Annotated in this window: 24 protein-coding genes; 21 read left to right on the top strand and 3 right to left on the bottom strand. The window is 67.2% G+C overall.

Annotated elements, in window-relative coordinates:
• Positions 1–25: 25 nt before the first annotated feature.
• From glnA to NOCA_RS27570, 11 genes are all read left to right on the top strand, one after another.
• Entirely contained in the window at positions 26–1,450 is a 1,425-nt protein-coding gene (gene glnA, locus NOCA_RS13085) for a type I glutamate--ammonia ligase (RefSeq protein WP_011755742.1), read from the top strand.
• 389 nt (positions 1,451–1,839) lie between these two features.
• Positions 1,840–2,115, top strand: coding sequence for a helix-turn-helix transcriptional regulator (locus NOCA_RS13080; protein WP_011755741.1), 276 nt, complete (start codon positions 1,840–1,842; stop codon positions 2,113–2,115).
• A gap of 105 nt (positions 2,116–2,220) precedes the next feature.
• Positions 2,221–3,408 carry a site-specific integrase gene (locus NOCA_RS13075; RefSeq protein ID WP_011755740.1) on the top strand — a complete coding sequence of 396 codons (1,188 nt, stop codon included), beginning with the start codon at positions 2,221–2,223 and terminating at the stop codon, positions 3,406–3,408.
• 166 nt (positions 3,409–3,574) lie between these two features.
• Positions 3,575–3,925: a hypothetical protein gene (locus NOCA_RS27105; protein ID WP_011755739.1), complete on the top strand. Its 351-nt coding sequence runs from the start codon at positions 3,575–3,577 to the stop codon at positions 3,923–3,925.
• 61 nt (positions 3,926–3,986) lie between these two features.
• Complete coding sequence (locus NOCA_RS13065) at positions 3,987–5,336, top strand: ATP-binding protein (RefSeq protein ID WP_011755738.1); 1,350 nt, start codon at positions 3,987–3,989, stop codon at positions 5,334–5,336.
• Between the two features lie 506 nt (positions 5,337–5,842).
• Positions 5,843–6,238: a hypothetical protein gene (locus NOCA_RS13055; protein ID WP_041546527.1), complete on the top strand. Its 396-nt coding sequence runs from the start codon at positions 5,843–5,845 to the stop codon at positions 6,236–6,238.
• Between the two features lie 123 nt (positions 6,239–6,361).
• Positions 6,362–6,526: a hypothetical protein gene (locus NOCA_RS27575; protein WP_158305673.1), complete on the top strand. Its 165-nt coding sequence runs from the start codon at positions 6,362–6,364 to the stop codon at positions 6,524–6,526.
• Positions 6,523–7,239, top strand: a complete 717-nt coding sequence (locus tag NOCA_RS13050; protein ID WP_011755736.1) for a hypothetical protein — start codon at positions 6,523–6,525, stop codon at positions 7,237–7,239. The genes NOCA_RS27575 and NOCA_RS13050 overlap by 4 nt, the downstream gene beginning before the upstream one ends.
• 246 nt (positions 7,240–7,485) lie before the next feature.
• A complete protein-coding gene (locus NOCA_RS13045) occupies positions 7,486–7,719 on the top strand; it encodes a hypothetical protein (RefSeq protein WP_140404030.1) in 234 nt (77 codons plus the stop codon).
• A 120-nt stretch (positions 7,720–7,839) separates the two neighbouring features.
• Positions 7,840–8,067, top strand: a complete 228-nt coding sequence (locus NOCA_RS13040; RefSeq protein WP_041546525.1) for a hypothetical protein — start codon at positions 7,840–7,842, stop codon at positions 8,065–8,067.
• A gap of 10 nt (positions 8,068–8,077) precedes the next feature.
• A complete protein-coding gene (locus NOCA_RS27570; RefSeq protein ID WP_158305672.1) occupies positions 8,078–8,254 on the top strand; it encodes a hypothetical protein in 177 nt (58 codons plus the stop codon).
• A gap of 31 nt (positions 8,255–8,285) precedes the next feature.
• Here NOCA_RS27570 and NOCA_RS13035 read toward each other — a convergent pair whose 3' ends face one another.
• On the bottom strand, positions 8,286–9,155 hold the full coding sequence (locus NOCA_RS13035; RefSeq protein ID WP_011755735.1) for a hypothetical protein: 870 nt from the start codon (positions 9,153–9,155) through the stop codon (positions 8,286–8,288).
• A gap of 216 nt (positions 9,156–9,371) precedes the next feature.
• Between NOCA_RS13035 and NOCA_RS13030 the strand changes: the two genes are divergently transcribed.
• The 10 genes from NOCA_RS13030 to NOCA_RS27100 all read left to right on the top strand — a co-directional run bounded on the left by NOCA_RS13030 (position 9,372) and on the right by NOCA_RS27100 (position 20,341).
• The gene (locus NOCA_RS13030) at positions 9,372–9,737 is read left to right on the top strand and encodes a hypothetical protein (protein ID WP_011755734.1); all 366 of its coding nucleotides are present in this window, start codon (positions 9,372–9,374) and stop codon (positions 9,735–9,737) included.
• Positions 9,727–11,250: a hypothetical protein gene (locus NOCA_RS13025; RefSeq protein WP_011755733.1), complete on the top strand. Its 1,524-nt coding sequence runs from the start codon at positions 9,727–9,729 to the stop codon at positions 11,248–11,250. The genes NOCA_RS13030 and NOCA_RS13025 overlap by 11 nt, the downstream gene beginning before the upstream one ends.
• A gap of 186 nt (positions 11,251–11,436) precedes the next feature.
• Positions 11,437–11,766 (top strand): hypothetical protein, encoded by a 330-nt coding sequence (locus NOCA_RS13020; RefSeq protein ID WP_011755732.1) that lies wholly within the window; start codon positions 11,437–11,439, stop codon positions 11,764–11,766.
• Positions 11,767–11,880: 114 nt separating this feature from the next.
• Positions 11,881–13,080: a DNA cytosine methyltransferase gene (locus tag NOCA_RS13015; RefSeq protein ID WP_011755731.1), complete on the top strand. Its 1,200-nt coding sequence runs from the start codon at positions 11,881–11,883 to the stop codon at positions 13,078–13,080.
• The gene (locus NOCA_RS13010) at positions 13,077–13,538 is read left to right on the top strand and encodes a very short patch repair endonuclease (RefSeq protein ID WP_011755730.1); all 462 of its coding nucleotides are present in this window, start codon (positions 13,077–13,079) and stop codon (positions 13,536–13,538) included. Before NOCA_RS13015 ends, NOCA_RS13010 begins: the two co-directional genes overlap by 4 nt.
• 372 nt (positions 13,539–13,910) lie before the next feature.
• Positions 13,911–16,253, top strand: coding sequence for an ATP-binding protein (locus NOCA_RS13005; RefSeq protein ID WP_011755728.1), 2,343 nt, complete (start codon positions 13,911–13,913; stop codon positions 16,251–16,253).
• The gene (locus NOCA_RS13000; protein ID WP_011755727.1) at positions 16,250–17,926 is read left to right on the top strand and encodes a DEAD/DEAH box helicase family protein; all 1,677 of its coding nucleotides are present in this window, start codon (positions 16,250–16,252) and stop codon (positions 17,924–17,926) included. Before NOCA_RS13005 ends, NOCA_RS13000 begins: the two co-directional genes overlap by 4 nt.
• A 29-nt stretch (positions 17,927–17,955) precedes the next feature.
• The gene (locus NOCA_RS25865) at positions 17,956–18,501 is read left to right on the top strand and encodes a hypothetical protein (RefSeq protein ID WP_049774349.1); all 546 of its coding nucleotides are present in this window, start codon (positions 17,956–17,958) and stop codon (positions 18,499–18,501) included.
• The gene (locus NOCA_RS26550) at positions 18,498–19,958 is read left to right on the top strand and encodes a sigma factor-like helix-turn-helix DNA-binding protein (RefSeq protein WP_158305671.1); all 1,461 of its coding nucleotides are present in this window, start codon (positions 18,498–18,500) and stop codon (positions 19,956–19,958) included. The genes NOCA_RS25865 and NOCA_RS26550 overlap by 4 nt, the downstream gene beginning before the upstream one ends.
• A gap of 167 nt (positions 19,959–20,125) precedes the next feature.
• Complete coding sequence (locus NOCA_RS27100) at positions 20,126–20,341, top strand: hypothetical protein (RefSeq protein WP_011755724.1); 216 nt, start codon at positions 20,126–20,128, stop codon at positions 20,339–20,341.
• A gap of 112 nt (positions 20,342–20,453) precedes the next feature.
• On the opposite strand, the gene NOCA_RS12980 is transcribed toward NOCA_RS27100, so the two are convergent.
• Together NOCA_RS12980 and NOCA_RS12975 are read right to left on the bottom strand one after the other, a co-directional pair.
• On the bottom strand, positions 20,454–21,092 hold the full coding sequence (locus tag NOCA_RS12980) for an HNH endonuclease family protein (RefSeq protein ID WP_011755723.1): 639 nt from the start codon (positions 21,090–21,092) through the stop codon (positions 20,454–20,456).
• A gap of 89 nt (positions 21,093–21,181) precedes the next feature.
• A complete protein-coding gene (locus NOCA_RS12975; RefSeq protein WP_011755722.1) occupies positions 21,182–21,631 on the bottom strand; it encodes a hypothetical protein in 450 nt (149 codons plus the stop codon).
• Positions 21,632–21,884: the final 253 nt, after the last annotated feature.

Raw genomic sequence — 21,884 nt, 5'->3', positions numbered from 1 at the left:
CCCGCGTGGCAGCCAAGGAGGACGAATGTTCCAGAACAGCGACGAGCTGCTCAAGTACGTCAAGGACGAGGGCGTTGAGATGATCGACGTCCGCTTCTGCGACCTGCCCGGCATCATGCAGCACTTCACGGTCCCGGTGTCCTCGTTCGACCAGTCGGTCTTCGACGACGGGCTGGGCTTCGACGGCTCGTCGATCCGTGGCTTCCAGGCCATCCACGAGTCCGACATGTCGCTGTTCCCGGATCCGACCACGGCGTACCTCGACCCGTTCCGCACCGCCAAGACCCTGGTCGTCAACTTCTTCATCCACGACCCGCTGACCGGCGAGGCCTACTCCCGCGACCCGCGCAACATCGCGCGCAAGGCGATGGCCTACCTGGGCACCACCGGCATCGGCGACAAGGCGTACTTCGCCCCCGAGGCCGAGTTCTACGTCTTCGACAACGTGCGCTTCGAGACCAAGGCCAACGCGGGCTACTACGAGATCGACTCCTCGGCCGGCGCCTGGAACACCGGCGCGGCGTTCGAGAACGACAACCGCGGCTACAAGGTGAAGTACAAGGGCGGCTACTTCCCGGTCGCGCCCACCGACCACTTCGGCGAGCTCCGCGACGAGATGGTCATCGAGCTGGAGCGGGCCGGCCTGCAGGTCGAGCGCGCCCACCACGAGGTCGGCACCGCCGGCCAGGCCGAGATCAACTACCGCTTCGACGAGCTGCTCAAGGCCGCCGACGACGTGATGAAGTTCAAGTACATCATCAAGAACGTCGCGTGGCGCAACGGCAAGACCGCGACCTTCATGCCGAAGCCGATCTTCGGCGACAACGGCTCGGGCATGCACTGCCACCAGTCGATCTGGAACGCCGGCGAGCCGCTGTTCTACGACGAGACCGGGTACGGCGGCCTCTCCGACACCGCCCGCTGGTACATCGGCGGCCTGCTCAAGCACGCCCCGTCGCTGCTGGCCTTCACCAACCCGACGGTCAACTCCTACCACCGGCTGGTGCCGGGCTTCGAGGCCCCGGTCTCGCTGGTGTACTCCCAGCGCAACCGCTCCGCCTGCGTCCGGATCCCGATCACCGGCTCGAACCCGAAGGCCAAGCGGATCGAGTTCCGCTGCCCCGACCCCTCGGCCAACCCCTACCTCGCGTTCTCGGCGCTGCTGCTGGCCGGCCTCGACGGCATCAAGAACAAGATCGAGCCCGCCGCCCCGATCGACAAGGACATCTACGAGCTCCCGCCGGACGAGATGGCCGACATCGAGCAGGTCCCGGCCTCCCTCGACGCCGTGCTGAACAACCTCGAGACCGACCACGAGTTCCTCACCGCCGGCAACGTCTTCACCTCGGACCTGATCGAGACCTGGATCGACTACAAGCGCCAGAACGAGATCCTGCCGGTCCAGCAGCGCCCGCACCCGCACGAGTTCGAGCTCTACTACGACATCTAACCGGGCCTCCGGCTGCGGTCATTCAGCAACACCGAACGACCGCAAAGAACAGCCGCTGACCTGCACAAACGCCGCCGAGCGACCTTTTGGTCGTTCGGCGGCGTTTTCTGTTGGTAGCCGCTCGTCTGTTACAAATCCGGTACAAATCTCAGACGCGCCACCCCTTGGCGCACGGTTCGCCTGGCTCCGTCAGGGAAGGTCGCCACAGCGGTCTCGAACTTGGTCCGTTGCCCGAGCCACGAGCGTGGCATCGCACGGTTCGGCGCCCCCCACCGATCCCGAGTCAGCTCGCTGCGACATCACTTGCACCTGCGTGATCGCTCCGGCGCCTCCGTCAGACATAGGTGCCTGTAGACCGAATCTCCGTCAACGCCGCAAGGAGGGGCTTGATGATGGCAACGAACTCGAACGTGCCGGCTGTGGAACCGGGAATCTTTGGGCCGCAGCGTCGCGGAGGCCGCGGAAGCCGTGCCCCCAGGCTGGTCGACGCCGAAGAGCTGTGGGACATCGACGATGTCGCTTCCTACCTTGGAGTGACCAAGCAGACCATCTACTCCTGGCGGACGACGGGCTACGGCCCGGCCGGCTTCCGTGTCGGCAAGCACCTGCGCTGGCGGGCAGCAACCGTGATCAATTGGACGGTGCGACTCGAGGAGAATCAGTGATCCCGACAGGCCACCAGCCTGGCCCGGAATCGACTCCATCGCCACCAGCGAGCAGATGCTCATCAGCATGGTTGGTCACCCGGTCCGACGCTGCCGAGGGCTGCCATGGCAAGCATTAGCTCTGGGCGATCATCCGACGACGGCAGCCCTCGTTACGTCGTCAACTACCGAGATCCCGAGGGGCGGCAGCGTCGCAAGACCTTCCGACGCAAGGCCGAGGCGGTTGCGTTCCGCAACACGGTCGAGGCGGACAAGCTTCGTGGGACCTACCTTGATGTCGACGCCGGCAAGATCTCGTTTCGCGCCTATGCCGAGGAGTGGCTCGATAGTCGGACCTTCAGTCCGCTGACCTACGAGGCGACCGAGTTGCGACTCAGGCTCCATGTGTTCCCGACGCTAGGACACCTCGAACTGCGACAAATCAAGCCGTCGACCATCCAGAAGCTCCTACGGTCGATGGAGATGGCCGAGACCTACCGGCGCGTCATCTTCTCTAACGTGTCTGCCATCTTCTCGGCTGCGGTCGACGACGACATGATTGCCAAGAATCCGTGCAAAGCGAGTTCAGTGACAAGACCCGCAACGTCGCGCCGCAAGGTGGTGCCTTGGCCGACCGAGTGGGTCTCCTCCATGCACGACGCGCTTCCGCCGCAGTACAGGATCGCAGTCACGTTGGGATCGGGGCTGGGACTACGCCAAGGCGAGGTATTTGGGCTCGCAGTCGAGGACGTCGACTTCCTCCGCGGAGTTGTGGAGGTCAGGCGGCAAGTCAAGGTGTTCGGAGGCAACCGCCTGGTCTTCGGCCTGCCGAAGGGCGACAAGACCCGAACCGTCCCCTTGCCCGAGAGCGTCGCGACGGAACTCAGCAACCACCTCGCTACCTACCCGCGACGGAGCATCACGCTTCCGTGGGGAACGCCCCAAGCGGACAAGAAGGCGAGCGCAGGGCTCATACTCACCACACGCGAGCGTTCTGCCCTCAACCGCAACTACTTCAACACACGGCTCTGGAAGCCCGGCCAAGCCCATGTGGGCATCGAGCAAGCGCGTGACAACGGCATGCACGCCCTACGCCACTGGTACGCCTCCGTGCTCCTCGACGCCGGCGAATCGATTCGCGCCGTATCCGAATACCTCGGCCACAGCGACCCCGGCTTCACCTTGCGCACCTACACCCATCTCATGCCCAGCAGCACGGAGCGAACCCGTGCAGCAGTGGATGCGGCCTTTGCAGCCGGGCGCCACGCGGGCAAAGAGGCTGACACAGAACTCGAGCAACCCTCTCGGGGCTAGCCGCGGATCCGAGACCGCCCGCGCCCCTCAGCCGGCGCGCTCATCGCTTTTTGCGGCACGACGGCGGCGAACCTGGCGGCCGCCGCCCGCTGCCGAGCTGACGAAGCGCTCGCTGATCGCTCGCAAGGTCCGGGATCACCTAGGTGACCAAGCAGAGGAGGACCCAATGAGCACTTCACCCGCGGAGAAGCCGGGCTCCGGCATCGTCACTTTCACCCAGCAGGGCGACCGCGCCCTCGATCGCCTCGCCTCCGACCTGGTCGACCATTGCGACGGCTCCGCCGCCAGCATCGCCGATATCCTGGAGCAGGTGCTGTCGGCCGACATCGCCGAGCTTGCCGACAAGCTCGGCGAGTTCCTCGTCGCTGGCGCTGCCGGACCAACCCCCGAGAGTCCCGAGCATGCAGCCCGTCGACGCCTCGGCGCCGACCGGTCCACTGCCGGCGGCGCTCCACCCCGCCACCCCGGATCGGCCCTTGACACGCCGGTCACATGCGCGAGAGCTCGTCCGGCCTAGTGAGCCGACTGCCACCTAGACTGACCTAGAAACTCCTCGAAATCTAGGTGAGTCTAGGAAGGTGGCGCTGGTGGATCAGAGCCCGTACACGCCCGGCGCTGGCCACAACCCGCCCGTCCTGGCAGGACGCGACGGCCTTCTCCGTGACTGGCACTTGGTGCTCAACGACATTGTCTCTGGCGGCCGCGTCCGCGCCCAGGACATGATCCTTGCCGGCCCGCGCGGCGTGGGGAAGACCGTCACGGTGAGCGCATTCGCGGACCTCGCTCAGGAGCAAGGCTTCGAGGTGGTCAACCTCCAGGCTGTCTCGGGCCACGCTGGTCTGGTAGAAGCGCTGCTCCAGCGCGCTCGCACCCGTATGGCCGAGGAGGCCGGCCCGTGGCAGCGCGCCCGCAAAACCTTCGAGCGGATCGGTGGGGTCAACCTCAGCATCGCGGGCATCGGTGCCGGGATCTCCACTCGCCAATCCAACGCCGCAGCACCAGGCTTGGACGCGGGAACGCTCGCTGACGCCCTGGCCACGCTGGCTACCGAAGTACGGAAGGACGCCCACAGCGGGGGCCTGCTGATCACCGTCGATGAGCTCCAGGTCGCCTCTGGTCCTGACCTCGCCCTGCTCGCGGCGACACTGCACCGACTCAACGTCGACCACCCCTCCTCGCCGGTCCTCTTCGCCGGCACCGGGCTGCCCTTCACTCCCGATGCGCTCCGCAAGGCCGGCGTGACCCACCCAGATCGCCTCTTCGTGCTGGAGCCCATCCCCCTCACTCTCGAACCCGATGACGCCCGCTACGCCGTGGTGGAGCCGGCACGCCGGGCCGGCGTCGCGTGGACCCCCGAGGCGGCGGCAGCCGTGGTCGAGGCGAGCAACGGCTACCCGGCCCACGTGCAGCTGTTCGCCCACGCCATTTGGACATCCGCGCCCGGGCCCGACCAGATCACCCTCGGCGACGTCGAAGCCGCACTCCCCCAGGTCGCCGACATGCTCGAGCGCCGCACCCTTGGCCCCCGATGGGACCGAATCAGCGATCGACAGATGGAGTTCCTTGCCGCACTCGCTCTGCACGGCGGGCGCGCCTCGACAGCGGCGATCGCCAAGACTCTCGGTCGCTCCCAGCAAGAGCTGTCCTGGCTCCGTGAGGAGCTCATCGAGGAGGGCGACGTCTACGCACCCAAGCGCGGCCAGCTGGCGATGGCGGTCCCGCTCTTCAACCGCTTCGTTCTGAGCCACTACGAACGCACGCGACCCGAAGCAGCGACCGAACTGCTGAGCTTGCAGAAGATGATCGCGAACGCCGGGCTGGATCCCTCAGCAACGCACGCGGGTCGGGACATGCTTCGCCGGAGCGAGCAGAACGAACCCCGCCAGTTGCCACCGCCCAGCGGCGGATCTGGGCGGCCGCGTTCCTGAGTGGCGGCGCGCACCGCGACCAGACCGGTGGTGGCATAATTCGGTTACTTAACGCAGCTGTGTAACGGGCTCGGAGCGGGCCGACACGGACCGCGATAGCGCTAGAGCTGGCGGCTGGACCGTCGCAACATGGGCCCTGTCACGTCGGGCAGCAGCGCGGCCAGGGGCTGCGGTGGCGCGACATCGGCCAGCCCGTCGAGCAACTCGGAGTCGTCTGACGTCAGTGTCTCCGTCGTCGGGGCGCAGTAGGCGTTCCACTCGCTGACCGCCGCGGCGAGCCGGCGATAGGCCTCGACATCCTGGGGGCGTTGAACCACGCAGGGCGGACATCGCGAACGCGCCGCGCGATCAGGGCCCCTTTGTCCTCGATGGCTGCTCAGTCTCTCGCCTCGCAGGCATGGAGGGACCTTGCGGTTATCCACAGCCGGCCGCCGGCGGCCACCCGTCCGCCGGCGAGATCCGCGAGACTCGAGTCAGCGACACCTCTCGGCAGGAAGGACAACTCGGTGGACGACAACGACCAGCTCGAAGCAGGCGGACACGCGACGGCCGCCCGCGAGCACGTCTACGGCTTCAACCGCGCCACGATGTGGGAGCGCGACCAGATCCCGGCCAAGACCTCGGACCAGCTGGCGGAGTTCGCCGACCTCGCGGCCGCTCTCCCCCAGGCCTTCTCGCAGCTCTCCAGCACGCTTGAGCGGGCCCTGGCTCACCAGGTGCTCAGCATGGATGCGATGACCGACGAGTCGGACCCGGCGATGGCAGTCGACGTCGCCCGCCTCCACCTCGAGGAGGCCCGCGGTCTCGCGGTCAACCTCCACAAGCAACTCAACGCCGCGCGGAACGCGACCGCGCACATCATCAGCCAGGACGTCGACGGCGGGCAGGAGTCAATGTCCTAGGACCAGCCCTGACCCGGCCCCACTCGAACATCGCGAGATTTCTTTCGCGTCGGGTGATCGCCCCGGCGGGTCGACCTTCCTTTGGTGACCGAGAGATGACCCCGGTCCACCAAGGAGCTGCCCGTGAGCACGCCCACCGATTCCCCGTCCGCCGCGGCGGACCGTGACCCGGTTCAGGAGGCCCGCACCCACCTCGAGCAGGCCCTGGCTGCGCTCGATCGACTCCGCGAGGTACTGCCGCCGCCCACCGCTCCCCCGCCCGAAACCAGTGACGGTGAGTCGGCATGACCACCGACACCACGCTGAGCGCCGCCGACGCTGTGTTCGAGGCCGAGCAGGCCGTGAGCAGAGCGCGCTGGGTCGTGGAGGAGCTCCAGGAGACGATCGCCTCCGCACTCCGCGTGCTCGACGACGCCGAACTCGACTCGGCCAAGGCCAAGCTGTCCGAGCGCGGCTCCTTCTACCTCGAGGCCGCCGGCGAGCACCTGGGCCGGCTGCACACGCGGTGCAACGACATGCCGGAGCTCACCCACGACCTATTCGCGCACCTCAACCGCGCATCGCAGTCCGTCACCGACGCCCGCACCCTCCTCGACCTGGCCGACACCTCCGATCCCGTCATCGCCAGCGAGATCGCTCAGCTCAAGCCGCGCATCGCGGTCGTCGGCGAGATGGTCGCCCTCGCAAAGCCGGTCGCCCAGCTGGCTGCCCAGCACGCCGAGACCGCGCACCAGGCCAGCCGGGACGTCACTGCCCTGGGCCTGCTGGAGCCGGTCAACCTAGAGCGAAGCATCGCAACCGCCGGCAAGGAGCTCGGCCGCGCCGACGAGGACGTGCGCCTGCTCGGCAACATCGTCGACCACGCTGCGGCTAACGCCCGTCAGTCGGCCGGGATCGCCAGCGAGATCACCGACAACGCCCGCCGGCGGATGTCCGAGCAGAGCCGGGACCCGATCCCGAGCGCATCGTCGCGCCCGACGCCCCGGTCCCCGAGTCGGTAGAGGGAGCCATGGACCTCGACCAGGGCAGGTCATGGACGAGCAGCTGACGATGGCCGCGAAGACGCTGGCCGGTGGTGCTACGCCCGTGGCCTCGACGAACGACTCCTCGGCTGCGGTGAGCAGCTGCTCAAAGCGGTCGTCGACCAGGCGCTCGGTCAACAGGCGCCGGCGCACCTTGAGCATTCGCTGTGGCGACAGACCGCCACGCTGCTGAGTCAGCGACGCGACTGGGACCGTGCCCACCACGTGAGCCCACCGACGCCCGCGGCGTGCCTGCCCTGCGTCGTGGCGGTCGACCAGTGCCCCACCCACGCCGGCCGGCGATGTCGTGCCTGCGGTAGCCAGCTGCACCGCGTCGTCGTCGACGAGGGCTTCGACACCCATCCGTGCTGCGACCGCCCCAATGAGCATGGCTCCCTGGCGGTCGTCGAGCACACGGCCCAGCTGCTGGGAGCCACGCTGCTGGCACAGCCGACCTGACCTGCCCGGGGGCGCCAATCGGATCAGCCGAAGTGATCGCTCCCACCGCTGGTCCGCACTTAGGAGACCAAAAGGGACTGGCGCAGCCGGTGCCGGTCCACGGGATCCATGGGAGTTCAGATGAGTGACGCCGCTCGCGAGGAAGCCGCGCTCGAGGAAGAGGCCCGTCAGCGCGCCGAGGAGATCAGGGCCACCGAGGAGACCGCCCAGGCCGCGGCTGCCGACACCGGACCCTCCGTCGACGCCGAGATCGCGCAGGTCCACCGGTCCGGTCGACAGCACGACCACACCGACACGGCCGCCTACCGGCGGCCCCAGCTCGGCCGCCGCCGCCCCCCGCGCCGCTAGGAGGTTCGCGATGGCTACCGCGTTCGCATCATCGGATGCCCGCCGCATCATCGGCCGCACGACGGTCCACTGGGTCGACTGCTCTCACAAGCTGGGGTCGCTGCCGTGCATGAACCACAAGCCGCACGAAGGCAACGGCCGCGGCTGCGTGCACCACTCCACGTCCGGTTTCCAGGAAGACGAGTAGCCCGCAGACCTGCAACGCCCAGAGAGTGTCCTCAGCCGTGCACCAGGTGCAGCCGCGGCCGCTGAGGCTGCTCGACGGCCGTCTCCAGGCGCTGCAGCCGCTCGAGCGTCATCGGATGTCCATGACGCCGGAGCAGGCCAGCCAGCACGGAGCCCAGGCCGAGGGAGACCACCAGCTGGTCGGCTGCGGCTTCCGACCGGGCCTCGATCCGCCAGACGGCCGCCGGCACCAGGTAGGTCAGGGCGATCACCGCACCGCCGAGGACCCCCGGAGCGGCCCGGTCCTCAGCGACCGACTGCACGATGCAGATCACACCGACGAGACCCCGCAGCGTCCAAGCCAGCCGCATGAACGGAAGCCAGGCGAAGGCCCGGGCCACGCCACGGAACGTCGCGACCACCAGCCGCCACGGCGTCGCCGCCGCCAGCACAGCGAGCTCCAGCCGCGGCCGGATCGCTCGCCACTGGCCGACAGCATGAGCCATCGCGGCGGCCGCCTCCGCAGTGGTCACTCCTCCGCAGTACGTGGCCTCCACCAGCCCGGGGGTGACCACGACCGCGCGACCCGCGATCGCCACAGCCACCGGGGTGCTCGGACCCTGACACCGGCGCACGAACAGGGCACCGACGTCGACGCCGCGGCCGCCCAGCTCGGCGAGCACCGGCGCCATCACTTGGAGCTCAGCTGCGGTCGCGAGACGGGACAGGGTCAGCGTCGCGATCGCCGGCACCTCGAGCTGGCCGATCGCCAGCGCAACGAGCAGGCCGACGGCGGCCAGGAACGCCACCAGGCCGAGCGCCGGCGGGAGCAAGGCGCACACCACCACGGTGAGGACGAGGCTCACCAGCAGCGCCGGCGCCAGCGTCACCCCCCTCAGCACGATCATCGGGAACCTCATCATCACGACCCTCCTCCATCTGTCAGCACTAGTGCGAATCTCTTGACTTTGCCTGCGGTGATCGTCCGGCAACCGCCGTTCGACATAGGCGAACGAGACCAGTTTGTGCCCAGCCGCCGACACGACCCCGAGTTATCCACAGCCCGCCGCTCAGCGGAGCGAAGACCGACCCGGACGTGGGTTCATGGGCCAGACGACCTCTGACCGAAAGGAACACCCGTGGACACCCTCAACGCTGACGGCACCTGGGACCGCCTGGGCTCGATCACCCTCCTGCTGCACCAGGCCGCCACCCAGGTGTGGAGCGACGCCGACCGGGCCGCCGCCCACTCATCGCTGCACGACCTCGGGCTCGGTGTCTATCTCGCGCACTCCCAGGCCAGCGCCCTGCTGCCCGACGACTACGAGCTGCCCGACCTCGACGAGGACGCGGAGCTCGAGAAGCGTTCGCCGCTCCAACTGCTCACCGAGGCCGAGGAGCTAACCCGTCCCCTGGCGCTGCACCGGTCCGACCTGGTGCACGGTTCCCAACTGGTCGTCGACCTGTGCGACCTCATCCGGGAAGCCCGCGGCCTTGGCTACTGACCTGCGGCTGGCGTACGCCGAGATCGACGAGGAGCTCTTCGACGTCGACCAGATCCCGATGACCTCCCGCGACATGCGCAGCGTCGGTGAGATGCTCGTCGACGTCGACTACCTGGCGCGCCAGCTCCTCATGGACATTGACGGAGACGCCGCCGGAACGCTGCTGCGCAGCTGGCCGACGATGGTCGCGGCCGCCGAGGACCTGTGGGCATCCCTGCCCGGTCGACGACCTGGCGTCGACGAGCGCGACGGGCCCATCACCAGCCTCTCCGCCCAGGCCGCCACCATCGAGACCAGCCTCTCCGGCCGTACTGCCTGGCCAGGGCAAGGCCCGACCAGCCCTCGCATCGACCAGATGACCCAGACATTCCTCAACGCCGCCTCGCTGGTCCGCCGCTACGGCGCCGAGATCCGCCACGAGCAGCCTGACGCTCACCGCGACCTAGAGGCAGCACGCACCCGGATCATGCACGGGCTCTACCTGACCGCCCACGCCGTCAACGTCGCGCTCCACGAGCACGGCCGCGACCGCGTCAACGACGCTCGAAGCGCCGGCCGACGGATCCACCTGGCACAGCACCGCTCCCCTTACGCGATCACCCCCACCGGTGTCTGGATCGACCGGATCTCCGCCTGCGAGAACACCGCCCGCAGCTACCTGACCGACCGGTTCCCGCAAGCCCTCGCCGGCGAAGCGATGCGCCCCATCGACGACCCCGACCGGCTAGCGCAAGCACTGGCCAACTGGGACATCCAAACCCACCGCGCGCTGGCCCGGGACCTCCAACCGTCCAACATCCTGCTGATCACCCGCACCCAAGGGCTCATCGCCGGCGCGAGCATGGTCCTCGTCGACGCGGCCGAGACCGCCGGCCTGCTCGAGCGCTACGATCGCCTCGTCCCCGCCATCGCCGACGCAGGGCGGTCCTGGAGCAACCTGGCCAGCCGCTGGGGCGACCTCGCTCCCCCCGGGGCCCGCCTCGAGGAGCCACTGGCCCGCGCGGCCGCGGACGTCCGCGCCGCGTACCGCGAGATCACCCACGGCAAGACCACCCTGGCCAGCCCCGGGGTCATCGCCGACCGCCCAGGGCTACCCCAAGCCGTGCGCGCAACGCTTCGTGCGATCGAGGCCGGATCCGAGCTCGCCGTGGTCGTCGCTGAGAAGGCCGACGCTCCCGACCTCACCGGGCCGGCGCGAGCCCTGTCCCGCCGGGCGCACAACGACGTCGAGGCCGGCCTGGCAACGGCGCCGGCCTTCGGCCGCGACGTCGTCTGGGTCTCCCCCGCCGATATCCTCGCCAAACGAATGGTCCCTGTCCCGGCGCCAGTCTCGGAGACGATGCGCGCAGCCAGCAGTGCCACGAGTGCTGCCGCGATCGCCGCTTCCGCGGTCGCGGCGCTGCACGGTCTGGGGCGAGGAACGTCGCCTGTCGGTTCGGATAGGCGCATGGGTCATGAGGTCCGAGAGCCCCACACATTGTCGGGCACGCGACCATCCGGTCCCTCTCGATAGGGTCAGATTGGCATGTTTCGGCTGGCTCCCGGGCAACGTACTGAACCTCGAGCGCCTCGACGGGTCGAGCCCTGCAGAGCGGACCTAGCACGGAAGGCAAGATCATGACGACAGAGCCCACGCCGTCGGGCGCATGACGGAACGTGTGTTATCGGCGCTCGACGACCCCGAAGACGGAGGAAGGCGATGAAGGTCTACATAGACAGCGCTCCGGAGAACATGGTCGACGATTTGGCCCTGGACGCTGAGGGTGTCTTGGAAGAGCGCTGGAACGGGTGGGTGCGCCCCATCGCGACCGCAGAGGCGCTCGGCGAGTTCCTCCACGCCTGGCGGGCCAACGACCCCAACGGCATTTGGGGCTACGTCACCGAGGTTGGCGACACGCTCGTCTGCACCCGGTCCGACGCCGACGACTACGTCGACGAGTTTCCAAAGATTGGTACCACCGCTGACGGCCGAGCGGTTTACGACCTCTCAGGTTGGGTCTGGGTGCTCCCCCAAGACAATGACGAGTGATACGACCGGTCAACCTCGTTCAACCAGCTAGGTGCTGTCCGGGTCGCACGATGCCCTCTTAAAGACGCGTGTTCACGCCCTTCGTGTCGGAGGTCCGCGGTAGCGTCCCGCGGTATGGTCCACGACGCTCCGGAGGCAGCAGACGACGCCGACTCTGGCTCTTGCATCGAACTCTTTTCCGGTGGTGGTGGCCTCGCGATGGCACTGCACGAGGCTGGCTTTCGCCACCTTCTGCTCAACGAGCTGAACAAGCGTGCTTGCGCGACCCTCAGGGCCAACAACGCCGTGGACTACCTGCCCGACGAGACACCTCCCGCGACGCTCGCCGACCCGTGGCCCCTCATCGAAGGAGGGATTGGGGAAGTCGACTTCACGCCGTTCCTCGGAGACGTCGATGTCGTCGCTGGCGGCGTACCTTGCCAGCCGTTCAGCCTTGGCGGGGCCCACAAGGGTCACCTCGACGAACGCAACCTGTGGCCTGAGTTCAACCGTTGTGTCCGGGAAACACGACCACTGGTCATCCTCGCCGAGAACGTGCGGGGCCTCCTCCGGCCCTCCTTCGAGCCCTATTGGGATTACATCCGCCGAGAACTGGCTGCCCCATTCGAGCAACGCGTCGACGGGGAACCATGGGCCGATCATGACCGCCGTCTGGTCAAGGCGTTGCGCGGTGGCGGCGGCGATCCCACCGAGCGATACGACATCGCGTTCAAGCTGGTCAACGCCGCCGACTACGGCGTTCCGCAGAATCGATGGCGAGTTGTGCTGGTCGGTTTCCGCAAGGATCTAGGGATCTCGTGGAGCTTCCCCGACCCCACGCACAGTGCCGGCGCTCTTCTGCGCGCCCAACTGTCCGGAGAGTACTCAGATCGGCATCCCCACGCGCCGATCAAAGAGCATCCCGGCGTCACGCCACCGGAGGACGGTCTACGGCCATGGAAGACCCTGAGGGACGCCATCCACGACCTGCCCGAACCGGTAGAGCGACAGGACACGCCGGGCTACATCCACCACATCGGCTGGCCAGGCGCTCGTGAGTACCCCGGGCACACCGCCAACGTGCTCGACAGGCCGGCCAAGACCGTCAAGGCAGGCGTACACGGCGTTCCTGGCGGTGAGTCGGTTCTCCGGCGTGATGACGGGAGCATCCGCTACCTGACTGTTCGCGAAGTCGCGCGCATCATGACGTTCCCTGACGATTGGCGGCTCGAGGGTCCGCGGGGCGAGCAAATGCGCCAACTCGGGAATGCCGTCCCCGTCCGTCTCGGTGCAGTGATGGGTCGCGAGATCGCGAAGGTTCTGCGGGAACGATGACCAAGACCAAAACGCAAGTAGTCCAGCCGCGCGATCCGGCCGTGACCAGTCGCATCATGAGCGCGGTTCGCGCGAAGGACACCAAGCCCGAGCTCCTCCTCCGCCGCGCCGTGCATGCGCGCGGCGGCCGATACCGCCTGCACGCGCCGGACGTGCCGGGGCGCCCAGACCTGGTGGTTCGCGGCAAGAAGATCGCCATCTTCGTCGACGGCGACCTTTGGCACGGCAACCCCGCAGAGTGGCGACGTCGGGGCAAGGACGATCTGGCTGGTTTGTTCCCCACCCGGACCCAGTGGTGGGTGGACAAGATCGAACGGAACGTCCGACGAGATCAGGACGTCGACCGAGAGCTAGCCGCACGGGGATGGAGGGTGCTGCGCCTTTGGGCGAGCGACATCATCGCCGATCCAGACGCCGCAGCCGACCGCGTGATCATCGCCCTGCGGGAAGACTCATGAGCCGACGCGTCCGGGCAACCAAGCCCGACCCCGCCCTGTATCTGCCCACGAAGGGACTGACAAGCAGCGAACGCGCGGCGGAGCAGGACATGGCTGCCGGCGGCCATGAAGCGCGCCTGATCAGACGCCAAGACGGCACCACGGCGCTTGGAAGCGTCGCACTGCGCTGCTACAGCGACAGCCGGCGCGTCTACGCATATCTCCGGTGGTCGGACGGCTCCGGAGGGACCGCGGAGCGGTACATCGGAGACGTCTCCGACAACACCGAACGGTTCAGCGCGCTACGCGACGCATGGAAACGCGTCCACGCAGACAACCCACATGGGCCGACTGCGGCCCTGAGCCCCACGACCTGAAAGGGCCACCGCACTCATGGACATCACCCCCTCACCACGCATCCTTCGGATGCTCGGCGAGATCGAGTTTGACGAGTGGCAGTGCATCGCCGAGCTCGTCGACAACGCCTTCGACGACTTCACAGACATCATCGAAGGCGGTCACTCCTGGCCCGGAGGCTACAAGGTCAGCGTGACCCTCCCCGGGCCGGGCGCGAGCCTAGCTGGAGCCGAAGTGGTCGTAAAGGACACGGGCCGGGGCATGACCCGGACCACCCTCGAGCAGGCGGTGAAAGCCGGGTGGTCCAGCAACGACCGGTTCGACAAGCTCGGGCTGTTCGGCATGGGATTCAACGTGAGCACCGCTCGGCTCGGACGCCGCACGCGCGTCCTCACGACCCGCGAGGGCGACCCGGAGTGGATCGGTGTCGAAATCGACCTCGACAAGCTCGGCCCCGACTTCGAGGCGCCAGACATCACCGAGCCCAAGGACGACCCGAGCGAGCACGGCACCAAGATCATCGTCAGCAACCTGCATCTCGCTCGAGCCGAATGGCTCCAACGCAACGCCGAAAACCTCCGCACGACCCTGGGGCGGGTATACGGCTGGCTCCTGGACAACAAGCCGTACGAGCTATGGGTCCAAGGGGCCAAGGTCAAGCCTCGGAAGCTATGCCGCTGGGGCGACGACCGATTCATCATCTACGGCAGCGGGGCGAGCGCCGAGAAGATCCCGGCGTACATCGACATCGACCAGACCTTCCAGCCCGCAGACGCCTGCGAGATATGTGGCAACTGGCAGAACCTTGGCAAGGAAACCTGCGACCAGTGCGGCAGTTCCCAACTCCGTCAGCGCGAACGGCGCCTGCACGGCTGGCTCGGAGTACAACGACACCTCGACAAGCGCGAGTTCGGGATCGACTTCCTGCGCAACGGACGCAAGATCCTGCAGTACGACAAGCGTCTGTTCAACTGGACCAATCCGAACGACCCGACCGCTGGCGTGGACGTCGAGTACCCGATCGAACTGGTCAACCAGGGCGGACGGCTGATCGGTGAGATCCACCTCGACTACGTCCCGGTTCACTACGACAAGACGGCTTTCGAGTACAGCGACCGCGCTTGGAAGGCAGCTGTCGACTACTTGCGTGGAGAGGCCCCGCTTCAGCCTGAGAAGGCCAAGGCAGCCGGATACCCGGAGAACAACTCCCCCCTTGCCCGGCTCCACAAGGGATATCGCAGGAACGCCGCCGGGCGCAGGTGTCTGGTCCCCGGCGACGGTAACCGACCGCTGCACGAGGAGACTCGACAGTGGGCGCGCAAGTTCTGGGCCGGCGACCCGGACTACCAGACAGACGAGAAGTGGTGGGCACAGGTCCTCATCCACGAGGAGCGCGTCGAGGCCGCTAAGTTGGCGAAAGCCACCGGCGACTCCAAGAACCAGGCCGATGAAGATGCGGTGATCGCCGCGCTGGGAGGAGAGGGCTCCACTTCTACCGAGGAACCTTCGACGACGGAGGAACCCACACCCGAACCCGAACCCACCGCGCCGGCCAAGCCTGAAACGGTCCAGGAGCGGCTCGCCCGATACGTGGGCTCCAGCGAGATCATGCCGGAACTGAGTCGCACATTCGGACTACCCGACCTGGGACAGCTTCAGGTCGAGACGCGCACGCTCCATGAACACATCGCGGACGCCGACAACCACCCGACGCCGATCTGGCTCGCGCTCGGGCCGGGAGGGACCGCCACGGCCCTCATCGACCTGACGCACGAGGCGTTCACCAAGCTCGGCCTCGAGCCCGCCGAACTGGTGGTGGCCGAAGTGAGTGCGGCACTCAAGGTGAAGGCCGACAGCCACCTGGCCCACTCGCAGATCGCGGCTCGGCTGCGCGCGACCTGCTTGCCGGACACGGCCGTCGACCCCGCCGTCATCCGCGCGCAGGCCGCCGAGCTGCTGGCCGACATCCGACAGCGCATGGCGGACAACGTGAACTCGGACACTCAGCGGGCGTTGAGCTACCTCGACCCCGACGAGCAGACGCAGACCGAGAACGCCCTGATCGCCGACGGGGGCGACACACTCACCGCGTCGCTGGTGGGAAGCGGCCGGTTCCTGCTCTACGCCCCTCCCCTCTACCTGGTGAAACTGCTGGAGAACTGGCCGGAACCCTTCATGGAGGGCAACGTCTTCGCGGGTCCCTACACCTCCCTGACATCCCCCTCTTCGCGGCGTCTCAGCCTCGCGCGCGTGGTGGGCTACCTGAACGACGTCGCTACACTCCTCACCTTCCAGGCGTCACCGAGCGTCAGCCAGCTTCGCCGGACGCGGTTGAGCCTCCAACTCCTCCAGCAAGAACTCGCCCCGGAGGAGCAGTGAGCGGGTTCCTTGCCCCTCGCGCCCTCCTCGCGGGCGGTCCACGAGGCCTTACCCTCGCAACCGAGCGGGCGCTTTGGCACCTAGGTTTCACCGACGTCCGAATCATCGACGGCGCAGGCGACGAGGGAGCGGACATCCTGGCAGTCCGGGACCGCGAGCAGTGGGTGCTGCAGTGCAAGTTCTCGAGCAGAGGCGCCGTGGACCGCACGGGCGTCGACGACGCCGAGCGGGCCCGGTCCCGCTACGGGGCGGACCATGCCGTCGTCGTCACCAATACGAGCCTCAACGCCACCGCCGAGGCACGACGCAAGGCCCTCGGCGGGATCGGCATAAAGGTCGACGCGTGGGCTGGCCCGACCCTTGAGGCCATCTACGCGAAGATGCCCGCACGTGTCCCGTCTAAGTACGAGCTGCGCCCGTACCAGCTTGAAGCGGCCGAGCGGATTCAGCAGGACCTCGAGGACACGAACCGAGCCCTGCTCGTACTGGCGACCGGGCTCGGTAAGACGGTGGTCGGTGGCGAGGTGATACGGCGTCATCTGGAGAGCCACCCAGACGCCAGGATCCTGGTCGTCGCCCACATGAAGGAACTCGTCGAGCAGCTCGAGAAGGCCCTGTGGCGTCACCTGGACAAGTCAGTGCCAACCCAGGTCCTGACAGGCGACACCAGACCCACTTCTTTCGAAGGCGTCACCGTGGCGACGATCGATTCAGTGCTTGGCCTTGTCAGAACGGACTGGCGTCCATCGCTGATCATGATCGACGAGACCCACCACGTCGGAGAGACGGGCATGTTTGCCCAGCTCCTCGACGAGTGTCAGGACGCCCGCCAGTTCGGGGTCACGGCTACGCCCTGGCGAGGTGACAAGTTCGACATCACGTCCCGGTTCGGGCAACCTTCGTACAGCCTCGGCATTGCCGAGGGCATGGCGGACGGGTATCTCGCCCAAGTGGACTACCGCATGTACGTCGACAACCTCGACTGGGACTTCGTCCGCCACGCCAGCGAGCACGGCTACTCCATCAAGGAACTCAACAAGGCTCTTTTCCTTCCGCAGCGCGATGAGGAGATCGTCGACGAGTTCAGGCAGGCCTGGCGGGAGATCCGCGACCCGCGGGCCATCGTCTTCTGCCAGACGATCGAGCACGCGGAGCGTATGGCCACTCTGCTCGCTGGCGCCGATCAGAGCTGGCGCAGAGCCTCGTATCTGCACAGCGGGCTCAGCAGACAACAACGTCAGATTCTGCTCAATGCGTTCCGGCTCGGCCGGGTTCCCATCATCACGTGCGTCGATGTGTTCAACGAAGGCGTCGACGTACCCGACGTCAACCTCATCGCGTTCCTCCGTGTGACACACAGCCGACGAATCTTCGTCCAGCAGCTCGGCCGCGGCCTACGTCTACGCGAGGGCAAGGAGAGTCTCAAGGTGCTTGACTTCGTCACCGACGTGCGGCGCGTCGCCGCCGGCCTGGACCTCAAGCGAACCCTTGCGGCGATCCGGGGCGGAGACATCGAGGAACTCTCACTCCCGCTCCCCGGTGGTTCACAGATCACGTTCAACGACGAGACCGCCGGCACGCTCCTCGACTACTGGATCCGCGACGCCGCCGACCTTGAGACAGCGGCCGATGAGGTACGCCTCCAGTTCCCAACAGCGATCGGTCTCGAATGATGCGCATTCCTCGTGAAGTAGAGACGAAGGTGGTCACGCGCCTATACGCCGACGCAAAGCAGCTCGACTGGGCGAGCCTGACGCCGCAGGAGCACTCGGCCCAGTACGCCAAGTGGGTGGATGATCCTGAGGTCGGCGGCCGCCTTCGGGAGTACCTCTCCGACGGCGACGCGCGCGTGTGGATCAAGGACGGACCCATGAAGGAGTGGAGTCGGTCCCTCAGTGGTGTCGGCAAGTACGCGGGGCTGGTCGACGGTGCCGAGGACGTGCCCGTAGCCCTGGTACGTAAGGTGCTGGGCTCAGATTGGGAACTGGACCCCGACACCATCCGCTCCAAGCCACTCCGCCTAACCGCCCGGAAGGGGGAGGAGGAAACCGTCCTGACCTGGGCTCAGGCCCGCGACCTCAAGCACCTGTGCTGGGCTGCCCTGACAGCGAGTGCTGAGGGCGATCATCGACCGTGGGTGATCTGTGTGATCGAGACCTTCACCAGGCCTATTCCAGCCAACGAGAAGAAGGCGCACCTACGGCTCGCAGGGCGATGCGACCTCCGGCTCGTTCACGTTTCACTATGAGCGACGACCATCCCGCCGAACCCGACTGGGTCGCCGTGTTCTCGCCTCGATCGGCGGATGACTCGGCCCAGGATGAGCGCAGCCGCGCGGGCGCGCCCAGCGCTGGCGGCTGTGCCGAGACGGTCGATGACCTGGGCGACGGGGACCTCGGCGCTCGCGGGTGGCTCGATGACGCTTGGGTGGCTCTCCCTGAACGCAGCCGAGACATCCTCCGTCGGCGCCTCGCTGGGGAGACACTGGATGAGATTGGACTGGCTCTGAACCTCACCCGCGAACGCGTCCGGCAGGTACAGAAGGCGTCTGAAGGCGCGCTCGTGCGCGCGATGGAAAATCGGGCCCCGCAGTTTCTCTCCGCCTTGCACACGGAACTCGGCGACTCCCCGGCGGTGGCGCATCGTCACCTCGCGAAGCTTGTGGACGCTCACTCCACGACCGCGCTGGGGTGTTTGCTCAAGACCTTGGGTGCCAGCCATCCCCGCACCTGGGCTGGGGCGCTCTCCGAGTTCTGGACCTTTCGGCCGAACGAGCTGCGACAACAATTGGGCCGAATGGTCGAGCTCGCACCCCTGACCCACGAGGAAGCTGACCAAGCCGCCGCCGGGCTTGGCCTTCCCGAGGACCTCGATTGGCGAAGCGTTCTCGCGCACAGAAACAGCAAACTGGCCGCCCACGATCTGGGTTGGATTCGACCCGCGCGACTCACCCGAGACGTGGCGTATCTCTGGCTCAAGCTCGAGGGCGAACCACGAGCTGCGGACGAGATCGCGGTACAGGCAGGATGCAGTGAACATGCCGCGCGGGAGAACATGCGACGAGACCCAGCCTTCTCACAAGTTCGACCAGAGGGCACTTGGGCGCTCTCCGATTGGCGTGTCCCCGGCTCAGAGAACCGCTATGGCTCCGCCGTTGACGCCCTGGTTGAGGTTCTCCGAGATCTCGGGCCGCTGCCTGTTGACCAACTCCGCGTTGAGACACAGCGCCGTTACCCCGTCAGTGATTGGCGGGTGAACCAGTGCCTGTCGAGCAACCTCATCGGGCTTAACCCCGCTGGCCTGTATGACCTGGCCGAACGGGGGGCTGTCCCCGTCGAGGACACGGAACCCAAGCAGCCTCCGAACATCAAGACCAGTGGAGACGTGGTGGGCATCGAACTCGTAGTCGACCGCGAGATCCTTCGCGGCAGCGGTATACCCGTGAATCGCTGGCTCACTTGGCAGCTGGGCCTCAGAACCGCTCCGTCGACAAGATACTTTGCCCTCCCGGAGGGACACGGCGAGGTGCGCGTCACGCGGATGACCAGCAATGCTCAAGTCTCGAGTTTGCGTGCGGTGGCCGCCGAGTTCGGCCTCGTTGAGGGCTGCAAGTTTGCGCTCCTGCTCAACACGAGCACGGACACCGCCAGCGTCCGCCACATCTGCCCGCAGGACGCGTGTGGCGCGCGTAGCGCGACGCACTGATCTTCAGTACCCCGAAGAGCTGGCCGCATCCTGCATCCCGCCAGCAGCTCGACCACGCGGCCCCTGAGCGTCGGCTTCGCTAGACGGATGGCTGGTCTGCGTCCCCAGCCGTTCACGCCCTGCCGAGGGCCCGGTGCCACCGGCAGGCCAGGGGGCGGGCCTTCCCGATGTCGGCCTACTCCTCGTGCGCCAAGACCCACTGGCCGAGCAGCCACCACTGGTTGAAGAGGTTCAACGGCTCCTCGTCGACCGGCCTCCACGGCCTCCCGATGAAGGCCGTCCAACTCGGCGGCGAGCACAGCCAGTGCCCGGTCGACGCCTCGAGCGTCGCCAAGGCACGACAGAGCATCGTGATCAACATGAGTGATCCCTTCTCGATGTGAGTCGACAGCCCCTCTGCAGGGCTGTCATTGGTGCCGAGGGATCACGCTCGAAGACTAGCTCAGCGGAGACGTGCGCACGCAGTCCGAATGCCGTCCGCGCATCAATCCGCTTCTATCGGTACACGACGCGGGCAGGTGTCCACCGAAGCGACTTGTTCCTGCAGCCACCGGCCAGCTCCACCAGCCGCCGCCTCTCTGCCCGGTTCACCTTCAGGCTCCACCGCAGCTTGATCGCGACCCACTCGCGGAGGTACCGGCACTGGCCGTACTGGGGCATCCACTCAGCCGGGTCGCGGTCCCCCTTGGACTGGTTGACGTTGTCTGTGACAGCGACCAGCGCCCGTCGGTCGCGCAGATCATTCGCGAACCGCTTCCTGGTCGCCCCAGTCCAGCGCTTCGCACCAGAACCCCACGCCTCGGCCAGCGCCACCATGTGATCGATATCGACGTCGCTCGCATCGGTCCACGTCTCGCGGTCGTAGTAAGAGAACCACTCCCCTGTCGCGACGACGCACCCGCCCGTCGTCCCATCGCGGGACTCTGCGATGAGGACCTCGGCACGGGTGTCCTGGCAGTCGCCGTCGACGTCGATCCAGTGCTGGAACTTCTCGCGGTCGTAACCGACGTTGGTCTCTCGAGCCACCGACAGCTGCCGTACGGCATCCCGCAACCGCTCCTCTTCCCCATACGCAGGGGCGTTCAGGACGCTGACCCCCACGACAACACCGACGATCACGTACAGCAACCGCACCGATCTCCTCCTCCGTCTGCCCTCGACCCACGACGACGGCACCGCGTCACGTTAGCGATGAGCACCGACGGCCCGGCGACGCATGCGCTCTACGGCCGCCGCAGCTTGGGCGGCGGCATCATCGCGACGGGTGGCTGGCCGTCGAGCCCCAGGTTGGCTGCGGGCGGAAGTCGCCCTCCGCTCGTCAGTTGCAGGCGCAGCGGTGACGGGCGGGTCTCGAACGCGAGCCGGTGGTTCGGCCCGATGAGCCATGTGTAGTCCGGCGCCACGGTCCACAGCCGCCACGCGAGCTGGCGGACCTCGTCCTTGGCGGCGGACATGTCAGGTGCCGTGGCGGAGTACCGGTTCTCGACGTTCGCCCGCAGAGTGGCCAGCATCGCGGTGTCGCGCTTCGCCTCGCCCAGCACCACCACCCGCCCGGTGTCGTCGAGGATCGCCAAGTCGAGCTGGAGCGCGGCCCCGGGCAGCTCGAACAAGACCCGCCCCGCCGGGTATCCGAGATGCAGGATCGCGTCAACGTAGGCGGCGATCTGCGGCAAATACTCGGCGTTATACCACCCCCCTGTCGAGATCGAGACAGCAAACCCCAGTGCCCGCCGGCGGTTGGCCGGTCGAGGGTGTTGAACCGTCCGCCGCGCAGCACGCTGATCAGGCCGGCGTCACGGCCCTCCTCGAACAGCGCGACGTCGTCCTCGTGGATCTCATTCGGTGTGGGGATCAGGCTTCCGGTGTCCATCAAACCTGGGTAATCGGCGTACAACTCCCCTGAGCTGCGCTCAAGAAGTTCCAGGA

This window comes from Nocardioides sp. JS614 (assembly GCF_000015265.1).
In the GTDB taxonomy this organism is placed as follows: domain Bacteria; phylum Actinomycetota; class Actinomycetes; order Propionibacteriales; family Nocardioidaceae; genus Nocardioides.
Note: the sequence above shows the minus strand (reverse complement) of the source record. Positions and strands in the feature narration are given on the sequence as shown.